The following is a 9,389-nucleotide window of genomic DNA, read 5'->3' on the forward strand; positions in this document are numbered from 1 at the left end:
CTTGGCAACAATGCCTACTTTACATCACTTTGAGCCTTAACTGAACCGTATTGGGTTATGTGCGAGTTGATTTAGGTGCAGGGTTAGCGCGTCTCAAACCCTATTGACAAGCGGACTTACCTGATCAGCAATCAAGTTAGAAACAAAGTGCCACTATCCAGGCTAGGGTAAGATTTAATCCATCTAGCCCCAAGGTTCGAGTAATGCCAGCAGGATTTAAGAACAAGAAAAGTAAAACCAAAGCATTTTTTACACCCTTCATAGATAGCTTTGAGATTACCAATAAATTTCAGGAATACTTTACAGAAATAAAAGACCCCAGAGTAGAAAGGACGAGATATCATTTACTCACCGAGATCATCACCATAGCGATTTTGGCAGTAATAGCAGGTGCAGAAGGTTGGGAAGATATTGAGGAGTATGGACTCAATAAACAGGAGTGGTTGAAAACGTTTTTGGAACTACCATTCGGGATACCCAGTCCCGATACTTTTAGGAGAGTGTTTGAGAGAATTAACCCAAAAGAATTTGAGCAATGTTTTCGGCATTGGGTACAATCATTAATTGAGAAGTTGGGAGTGGAAGTAGTAGCCATAGATGGCAAAACTCATAGAGGTTCATATGACCGAGAATCTCAGCTAAAAGCTTTACACACAGTTAGTGCGTGGTCAAGTGAACATCGTTTGGTCTTGGGACAAACAAAGGTCAGTGACAAATCCAATGAAATCACCGCGATTCCAGCACTATTAGAAATGCTAGATATATCTGGCTGCATCATCACAATTGATGCAATGGGTACACAGAAATCAATTGCCCAGAAAATTATCGCGGCTGATTCTGATTACATTTTGAGCTTAAAAGATAATCATCCTACACTGCACCAGCAAGTAAAGAATTGGTTTGAAATAGCCCAGTCCAATGGATTTAAAGGTGTTGATGTAAGTATGAGTCAACGGATAGAAAAAGCGAAAAGTTTGTGGGGAAGGTTTCCTTCCACAAAACTTTTCAAGACAGGACATCACCGCATCGAAAATCGTCAGGTTTACACCGTACCAGTGTCACAACTTTCTCCACTTCATGAACAAGATTTGTGGGCTGGTCTGACAACAGTAGTTATGGTAGTACGTTCGATTCAGCATTGGAATCAGACTACCCAGGAGGTGCAATTTTACATAACTAGTCTCGCCAGCGATGCTAACAAAATTGGTAGTGCAATTCGACAGCATTGGGGAATAGAAAATTCTGTTCATTGGACATTGGATGTCACTTTCGGTGAGGATGAATGTCGGATTCGTTCTCTGCACAGCCCACAGAATTTTGCTTTACTACGTCGGATTGCTCTCAATGCCTTAGAACGAGAAACATCTTTTCATCGCAGTATTCGCCAAAAATCACGGCGAGCAGCTATGAACGATCGCTACATGCTTTCTGTGTTGGCTGCGGCTTTCTCAAACTCAGACCCTCTGCCATAATCCCCATGTCAATAGGGTTTGAGACGCGCTAACCCTGGATTTAGGTGCTGCTTACAAAGTGAACAACTTGACCTTTAGATTAGCTGTTGAAAACCTTTTTGATATTCGTTATGCTTCCGGTTCAAATAATCGGGCTAACATTACTCAAGGTTCACCTTTTGCAATTACTGGATCAGTTTCAGTAAAGTTTTAATTGTATTGATTATTGACTGAATTTTATATAGCAAAAAACAATGACAATACGCTCCGGGATACGTTGTTTATTATTAATGGTTGTGATTTTTGGACTGATTACAGCTTGTAGCAGTTACACAGTTCAAAACACAGTTCAAAACACAGTTTTTCCTACTGAAGTCGTAAGTAAAGATTGCCGCATGGTTAAACACACAATGGGTAAAACTTGCGTTCCCATAAATCCCCAGCGTATTGTCACTTTTTCTTTACCGACTTTAGGTAATGTACTGACTCTGGGAGTTAAACCTCTGGGAAGTACCTATATTGATATGCTGGGTGAAAATACATATTTAAAGGGTAAAGTAGATGGTATACATTCACTAGGAATTTTTTCTCCAAATTTAGAGAAAATTTTACTGATAAAACCGGATATTATTATAGGTTGGAATGCAGAAAGTCAATTTTATCCTCTACTTTCAAAAATCGCTCCTACTGTACTATTTAATTGGCAAAATAAAACTTGGCGAGACTTATTTGATTTTGTTACTCAGGTTTTAGGAAAACAAGAAGCGGCACAACAAGCTTGGGAACATTATTATCAGCGAGTGGAAAAACTCAAAGCAGCTTTAGGAAATCGCTATCAAAATCAAGAAATTTCTCTTGTTTTTTTAGCACCTGGCGTAATATTCAGCGAAGGTAAGAACTCTTTTCCCGATTCTATTCTCAAAGATGTGGGATTACAACGTCCCAAATCACAAGATGTTATCGCACCTTATACACAAATTTACTTTTCCATAGAAGAATTAGAGAAAGTAGACGGTGATATTTTGTTTGTGGGAACTTTAACTGATGATGATCAAAAATTTCTAGAAGAACTCAAGCAAAAACCACTGTGGAAAAATCTGCGAGCCGTTCAACAAAATCACGTTTACTCTATGGACTATCTAACTTGGCGAGCCGGAAATTTACTGGCTGCTGATGCAGTAATTGATGACTTATTTAAATATCTTGTCAACACGCCTTGAATTGTGTCTGTATATTTATAGAGATAAATTTTTACAAATGAATTCATTTAAGCGATCGCCTATCATCAATATTTGTGATTGTCACAATACTTGTAGTCATTTCTCTGCTTACTAAATACGGAATGGCGAAATTTGCGTTTTTACCATTTTCGGATCAAAATTTGCCGTTTCTTGACAGACTAAAACTGGTTGATGCGTTACGTTTACCTTCGCCGTGGGGCGATCGCCTGTAATCACTATCTCAATTATCACTGTGCGCCTTTAGCCCATTTGCTTTTAGGATCAATGGTTTCGCAAATCTTGACTGCGATCGCATCTATTTTATTTAATGAAGTTAGATAAAGTGACACTTTCCAGGCTACAGTCACGGAGTAGCTAGGGATGCGGAAATTATGCAAACTTGAAGTTACAAGGTATAAGTAAAATCATCTACTAACATACCTGGAACTAAGCTACCGCCGAGTTGACGACTTTCGTATGTGCCGACTTCTGGGATGAACTCTTGAAAATTGGTGAAGTCTACCAAATTTTCTCCCCAAAAACGATAGAGACTTTCATCGAAGCGGAGATTTTCTATGGGTGCGACAATTTCACCGTTTTCTACCCAAAAACAAGCGTAACGGGTCATACCTGTAATTCTACCTTTAGGGCGATCGCTCCAGTTTAAGTAATGCAAATTCGATACATATAACCCCGTATCTAAACTTGGCAAAATTTGCTCATAAACTAAATTACCTGGACTGATTTCTGGCGCACGTAGAGTTTCGGAACTATTAGCACCATTGGCAATTTTTTTATATTCCTTCGCAGTGCGGGAATTAATTAAGGTATTGACTAATTTACCGTTGTCTATGATTGGTAATTCTGGTGTTGCGGTTTCTCCCAATTCATTAAAGCGAGGTACTAGTCCCCGTTGAAAATTTTCTTTCAAACTAAATGCAGGCGACAACTGTTTTTCTTGTCGTGACAAACTTGCTAATGCACTGTTACCTTGTTGGATATCTGCTTCACTCACAGCACCCCAAGAAAGCATACCCAATAAATCAGCAACGGCGGCAGGTGCAAAGTAAGTTTTGTATTGTCCTTTGGGTAATTCCTTTGGTGTATTAGATAATAGTTTAATGAGTTTTTTAGCCTCGCTGATTTTAGCGGTATAAGCGGCTGTCTCCCAATTACTACCTGCAAATATACCTTTAACAGCTTGCCCAGATTCGATAAATAAAGAATAGTCTAAGGTAAAAGAATCAGTTGCGAACCAATGTTTTTGTCCACAGGAATCACCATAGGCTCTAATTGCTATTCCCCCAGCATATATACCAGTAAAATCTAATTCATTAATTTGTTTTAAGATATTTGGCAATAATACGTCTGCTGTCAGCAAGTTACCTGTATTTACTTCTCGACTAGTATTATTTCCTGATGGTAAGACCTGATAAGGATCAGATGGTAATACAGGCAATTCATCCCGTAGTTCCTGCAAAGCTTTATATGCTGCTTGCCAGTCTGTTTCCCAATTACCTGTAAACGGAAATTGGCGAAAACTACTACGTTGATCCGCCATGAGAGTTAATTCCACCGAACCATCAGATACATAACCAGTTTGACGGATTTTGGCATGATTCAATCGAGTAAATTGACTGCGTTCACAGTTCAATTTGACAGTAAATTCTTCATTTTCTGCCTTTTTTGCAATGAGAGTTTCTAGTATTTGATTAAAGCTAACTTCTAAGGTAGAGATTTCTGCTTTCATAAGTAAGAATGATGCACTTAACAAGGGCAGTGGAGCGCAATAAAAATATATTAGTTAATGTTGATTTTTCTTGCGTCAAACCAACCTAAGTTCTATCCTTAATTTTGAATTTTGAATTTTTTACTTTCCTCCCCCAAAAACTTCAACATTAGCGAATACACAAACAGGTGAACCATGTCCTACCCAAATCGCTTGGTTGGGTTCACCTTTACCACAAAAGGGTGTACCATACATTTCCCAATTGGAGTCATCCCCCACTTGGATTAAGCTATGCCAAAATTCTGGGGTGGTGGCGCGGTAGTTGGGATTGCGGAGGGTTTTAGTGAGTTTACCATTTTCAATTAATTTGGCATACTCACAGCCAAACTGAAATTTATAACGGCGATCGTCAATTGACCAAGAACGATTAGATTCCATATAAACACCGTGTTCCATCCCACTAATTATTTCGTCAAAGCTGGCGTTTCCTGGCTCTAAATTTAAGTTCGCCATGCGGTCAATTGGGGCGCGATTCCAAGAGGATGCACGAGCGCAGGCGACTCCAGGAACTCCGGTTCTGGCTTGACTTTCTAAACTACCTAAACCCCGTTGCAATACGCCTTCTTTGATGACATATTCTCTTGTGGCGATCGCTCCTGTATCATCAAAACCATAGCTAGCATATTCACCATCAACGGTGGGGTCGAAGGTAATATTCATCAAGGGTGAACCGTAAACTAGCTGACCAAAATCGCTGGTGTTGACAAAGCTACCACCGGCGTAGTTGCGTTCATCTCCTAAAATGCGGTCAATTTCTAAGGGATGTCCGACACTTTCATGAATTTGCAGCATCATTTGGTCGGGGGCTAAAACTAAATTGGTGCGGGTAGTTGGGCATTCCTCGGCAGTTAACAGTTCTATCGCCTGTTCGCCAATTTGCTGTACCTCTCGCCATAAATTTTCTCTGTGTAACAATTCCATCCCGCCTTGATAACAGTGTGCTTGCCAGCCGTTATTGGTGCGTGGTTGGACTATTGCCCCATCTTGAGCGATCGCTCCATAATGGTTTCCTAAAGATAAAAACTTTTGATATACCTCAGAACCATTGCTGCTGACAAACCAACTCTCTTTCTGGTTCGTGCTGACGCTGGCTGTGGTTTGCACAATTTTCTCGTCAACTTTGAGGGTGTGACAAATCCGCACCAGTAAATCATTAATTTCCCCTGGGCATAGGGCATCCAATGGTTCTAAAAAAGGTGAGTTATATTCACCCACCACTTTAGGACGTTCAGTTTCGCGGAAGGGATAAATCCACCATTCACTAGCTGCAAGTGCTTGTTTATATGCCATTTCCGCCGCTACTTGCAGCGATGGCAATTCTAAGGAATTAGTCGCTGCGTAACCCAAACAGCCGTTAACCAAGACTTCGAGCATTGCTCCCTGGGTTGTAGATTTGCCATTGGATTGGGGCAAACCATCCCGGACATAATGGTTAGCAGCCGTTTCCTTCACAACTCGAATACCGATCCAATCAGCAGGTATTTTAAAACTAGCGATCGCTTTTGTTAATTCTGACCACATAATTCAATTCAAAATTTATTTTTAGTTGAAAAGAAGTGATTAATCGCTTCTGTACAATAATCATTAGTTTTTATTCACCCAGTCCCTAATCCCTTTTAACTCCTGTACCAACGCGTACCTTGAGGACTATCAATTAAAGTTATACCGTGAGCTTGTAGTTCGTTGCGGATGCGATCGCTTTCGGCAAAATTTTTAGATTTTCTCGCGTCCTGTCTTTGCTGAATTAGAGCCTCAATTTCTGCATCACTTAAACCGTCTTTTGTCAGGGTTTCATCATCTAGTGTTGCTTCTAAACCCAAGACTTTAGCCAAGGTAACTAAGGTATACCACTGGCGGTGGAGTTCATCAGATGGAGTTTTGGTTGTTCCTTCATGCACCAAAATATTTCCCTCCCGGCGGAGGTCTTTGGCTAATTCAAATACAACCGCTAAACCACCAGAGAAATTAAAATCATCATCGCCTAATTCTTGAAAGCGGGCGACTAGTTCGGGAATCATTGATGATTCTTCACTCCATCCCAGTTTTTCGCCATATTGATAGCCAAAAAGTAACCCTTCTTTCAGGGTTTTCCAGCTATTTTCCGCAGTGGCGATCGCATCTTCGGTAAAATCTAAAGGCTTGCGGTAATGTGCCTGTAAGACAAACAATCTCACCGCCATCGGGTTGACTGGCTGATCTTTCCAATTCCCTACCCCATCTAGTAATTCCCGAATGGTGATGAAATTCCCCAGTGATTTAGACATTTTCTGACCATCTACCATCACCATACCGTTATGTGTCCAATAACGCGCCAGTGGTTGATTGATGGCTGCTTCTGACTGAGCAATTTCATTCTCATGGTGCGGAAAAATCAAATCTCCACCACCACCATGAATATCAATCGTCTTTCCTAATTTAGAGCGAATCATCGCCGAGCATTCAATATGCCATCCCGGACGACCTTCACCCCAAGGAGAGTTCCATGCTGGTTCTCCTGGTTTTGCTCCCTTCCACAAGGCAAAATCAAAGGGGTGTTGCTTTTTAACTTCTGATTCCTCTGCATCTAACCGACCGCTAGCACCAGCTTGCATCTGTTCTAGTTCTCTGCCTGAGAGTTTGCCATAATCAGGAAAGCGTTCTACACGGTAATAAACATCTCCACCCACAGCGTAGGCTAGACCTTTTTGTTCTAAAATCTGAATCAGTTCATGAATTTCGGGAATATGCTCAGTAACGCGGGGATACTCATCCGCATCCATGACATTTAAACGGCGGATATCTTCAAAATAAGCATCAATAAAGCGGTTCGAGACCGCTTCCATCGTTGAACCTTGTTCTTTAGCGCGGTTGAGAATCTTATCGTCGATATCAGTAAAATTTTGGATGTAGGTTACTTCAAAACCACGCCAGATCAAATAACGGCGAATCGTATCCCAAACGATATAAGAACGTGCATGACCCAAATGGCAATAGTCATAAACTGTCACACCGCAGCAATACATCTTAACCTTTCCTGATTCTACAGTTTCAAAAGGTTCTTGCCGACGGGTGAGGGTATTGTAAATGGTTAGGGTCATAACACAGTAAATTTGAAATAGAAAGATACGCGATAATAAAGTAAAGCAGCAGGAATAATTATCCAGCATCCCTATGCTAGTACATCACGGCTGAAATACGACTACCATTTAAAACAGTACAAAAGACCAAAATTCAACTCTTTTGACTTACCGTGTGTGGGTAGCCGTTTTGAGTCTATGACTTTGATCTCCTGGTAGCGGTGCTGCAATTTTAACTTCTCTCAAATTTTCAAATTTTTTGATTACAGTCTTATGCAATCAGCAGTTACTTCCAATTTTCAACCAATGGATGCCCCCAAACAAGGAATGCCAGTCACAATTATTACTGGATTTCTTGGTAGTGGCAAAACAACCTTACTTAACCATATCCTCAGCAATCAACAGGGTTTAAAAACTGCTGTTTTGGTGAATGAATTTGGAGAAATCGGCATCGACAACGAGTTAATCGTTTCCACCGATGAGAATATGGTGGAACTGAGTAATGGTTGTATCTGCTGCACTATTAATAATGATTTAGTTGATGCTGTATATAAAGTTTTAGAACGGGACGAAAAGCTAGATTACCTAGTTGTAGAAACAACGGGATTAGCAGATCCCCTACCAGTAGCCCTAACATTTTTGGGTACAGAACTGCGGGATTTAACGCGGTTAGACTCGATTATTACTGTAGTAGATGCAGCAAATTACAGCTTAGATTTATTCAACTCCCAAGCAGCTTACAGTCAAATTGCCTACGGTGATGTGATTGTCTTGAACAAGACAGATTTGGTTGATGAAGCAACATTAGATGAGTTGGAAAAGAAAATTAATGAAGTTAAGGAAGGAGCAAGAATTTTAAGGACGACGCGATCGCAAGTTGCGTTACCTTTAATTCTCAGTGTCGGACTGTTTGAATCTGATAAATATTTTGGCAGTGTTGATGAGCATAATCACGAACATCATGACCATGATCATTCAACTTGTGGTCACGACCATCACGACCATGATGATGATCATGACCATGCAAACTGCGGTCACGACCATCACGACCATGAACACCACCATCATCACTCTGACCACTTAGAAAATGATGGCTTTGCATCCATATCTTTCAAAAGTGACCAACCTTTCTCAATTCGGAAGTTTCAATATTTCCTAGATAATCAACTACCCACGTCTATCTTCCGCGCCAAGGGTATCATGTGGTTTGATGAAAGTCCCAAGCGGCATATTTTCCACCTGTGCGGTAAACGGTTCACTCTAGATGATGACGAATGGAAAGGTGAACCCAAAAATCAAATAGTGCTGATTGGGCAAAATTTAGATCGGGAAACCTTACTGACTCAATTAGAAAACTGTCTGTGTATTCCTTCCACCAGCCGAGGTAAAGGCTTTGGGAAATAGTCAATAGACATCTCTGAACAATCATGTAGAGACGTAGCATTGCTACGTCTCTAAAACTAGGATTTCTATAATATGCGTGTAATCGTCCAGCGAGTAAAATTATCTCAAGTTACCGTTAACGGTGAAGTAATTGGCAAAATTGGCCGAGGATTAAATTTACTCGTAGGGATCGCTGATACAGACACAGATGCAGAACTCGACTGGATGGCGCGTAAATGCTTAGAGTTACGCCTATTTCCTGATGAAAAAGATGGGGATAGGTGGCAAAAATCTGTACAAGAAATTGGCGGTGAGTTGTTGGTAGTTAGCCAATTTACCCTCTACGGTAACTGTCGCAAAGGCCGCCGTCCTTCCTTTGACCGTTCGGCGAATCCTTCCCAAGCTGAAGAATTATATAAAAGCTTTGTTGCTAAGTTACCTAAACTCCGAGAGAATGCTCCCGCCACACCGGAACGGTTGGCGGTGAGAT

General features: G+C 40.8%; 8 protein-coding genes. 5 read left to right on the top strand and 3 right to left on the bottom strand.

Annotated elements, in window-relative coordinates:
- Positions 1-203: 203 nt before the first annotated feature.
- From ACM0OR_RS27005 to ACM0OR_RS27015, 3 genes are all read left to right on the top strand, one after another.
- On the top strand, positions 204-1,472 hold the full coding sequence (locus ACM0OR_RS27005) for an ISAs1 family transposase (RefSeq protein WP_414579489.1): 1,269 nt from the start codon (positions 204-206) through the stop codon (positions 1,470-1,472).
- A 233-nt stretch (positions 1,473-1,705) separates the two neighbouring features.
- Positions 1,706-2,671: an ABC transporter substrate-binding protein gene (locus ACM0OR_RS27010; protein ID WP_414579490.1), complete on the top strand. Its 966-nt coding sequence runs from the start codon at positions 1,706-1,708 to the stop codon at positions 2,669-2,671.
- A 192-nt stretch (positions 2,672-2,863) separates the two neighbouring features.
- On the top strand, positions 2,864-3,013 hold the full coding sequence (locus ACM0OR_RS27015) for a hypothetical protein (protein ID WP_414579491.1): 150 nt from the start codon (positions 2,864-2,866) through the stop codon (positions 3,011-3,013).
- Between the two features lie 64 nt (positions 3,014-3,077).
- Here ACM0OR_RS27015 and ACM0OR_RS27020 read toward each other — a convergent pair whose 3' ends face one another.
- The 3 genes from ACM0OR_RS27020 to cysS form a co-directional block, all read right to left on the bottom strand.
- The gene (locus ACM0OR_RS27020) at positions 3,078-4,421 is read right to left on the bottom strand and encodes a TldD/PmbA family protein (protein WP_414579492.1); all 1,344 of its coding nucleotides are present in this window, start codon (positions 4,419-4,421) and stop codon (positions 3,078-3,080) included.
- A gap of 120 nt (positions 4,422-4,541) precedes the next feature.
- Positions 4,542-5,981 (bottom strand): TldD/PmbA family protein, encoded by a 1,440-nt coding sequence (locus ACM0OR_RS27025; RefSeq protein ID WP_414579493.1) that lies wholly within the window; start codon positions 5,979-5,981, stop codon positions 4,542-4,544.
- Positions 5,982-6,076: 95 nt separating this feature from the next.
- The gene (cysS, locus tag ACM0OR_RS27030; RefSeq protein WP_414579494.1) at positions 6,077-7,537 is read right to left on the bottom strand and encodes a cysteine--tRNA ligase; all 1,461 of its coding nucleotides are present in this window, start codon (positions 7,535-7,537) and stop codon (positions 6,077-6,079) included.
- 252 nt (positions 7,538-7,789) lie between these two features.
- On the opposite strand from cysS, the gene ACM0OR_RS27035 reads away from it, so the two are divergent.
- Both ACM0OR_RS27035 and dtd read left to right on the top strand, forming a co-directional pair.
- On the top strand, positions 7,790-8,920 hold the full coding sequence (locus ACM0OR_RS27035; RefSeq protein WP_414579495.1) for a CobW family GTP-binding protein: 1,131 nt from the start codon (positions 7,790-7,792) through the stop codon (positions 8,918-8,920).
- Positions 8,921-8,992: 72 nt separating this feature from the next.
- On the top strand, positions 8,993-9,389 hold a 397-nt coding region (gene dtd / locus ACM0OR_RS27040), incomplete at its 3' end, for a D-aminoacyl-tRNA deacylase (protein ID WP_414579496.1).

It is taken from the genome of Anabaena sp. CCY 9402-a (assembly GCF_963920945.1).
GTDB classification, from domain to species: domain Bacteria; phylum Cyanobacteriota; class Cyanobacteriia; order Cyanobacteriales; family Nostocaceae; genus Trichormus; species Trichormus minutissimus.

Coding starts and splice junctions, on each gene's coding strand:
- ACM0OR_RS27025 (WP_414579493.1), bottom strand. CDS start 5,981: ATGTGGTCAGAATTAACAAAAGCGATCGCTAGTTTTAAAATACCTGCT.
- ACM0OR_RS27035 (WP_414579495.1), top strand. CDS start 7,790: ATGCAATCAGCAGTTACTTCCAATTTTCAACCAATGGATGCCCCCAAA.
- ACM0OR_RS27005 (WP_414579489.1), top strand. CDS start 204: ATGCCAGCAGGATTTAAGAACAAGAAAAGTAAAACCAAAGCATTTTTT.
- ACM0OR_RS27015 (WP_414579491.1), top strand. CDS start 2,864: ATGCGTTACGTTTACCTTCGCCGTGGGGCGATCGCCTGTAATCACTAT.
- cysS (WP_414579494.1), bottom strand. CDS start 7,537: ATGACCCTAACCATTTACAATACCCTCACCCGTCGGCAAGAACCTTTT.
- ACM0OR_RS27010 (WP_414579490.1), top strand. CDS start 1,706: ATGACAATACGCTCCGGGATACGTTGTTTATTATTAATGGTTGTGATT.
- ACM0OR_RS27020 (WP_414579492.1), bottom strand. CDS start 4,421: ATGAAAGCAGAAATCTCTACCTTAGAAGTTAGCTTTAATCAAATACTA.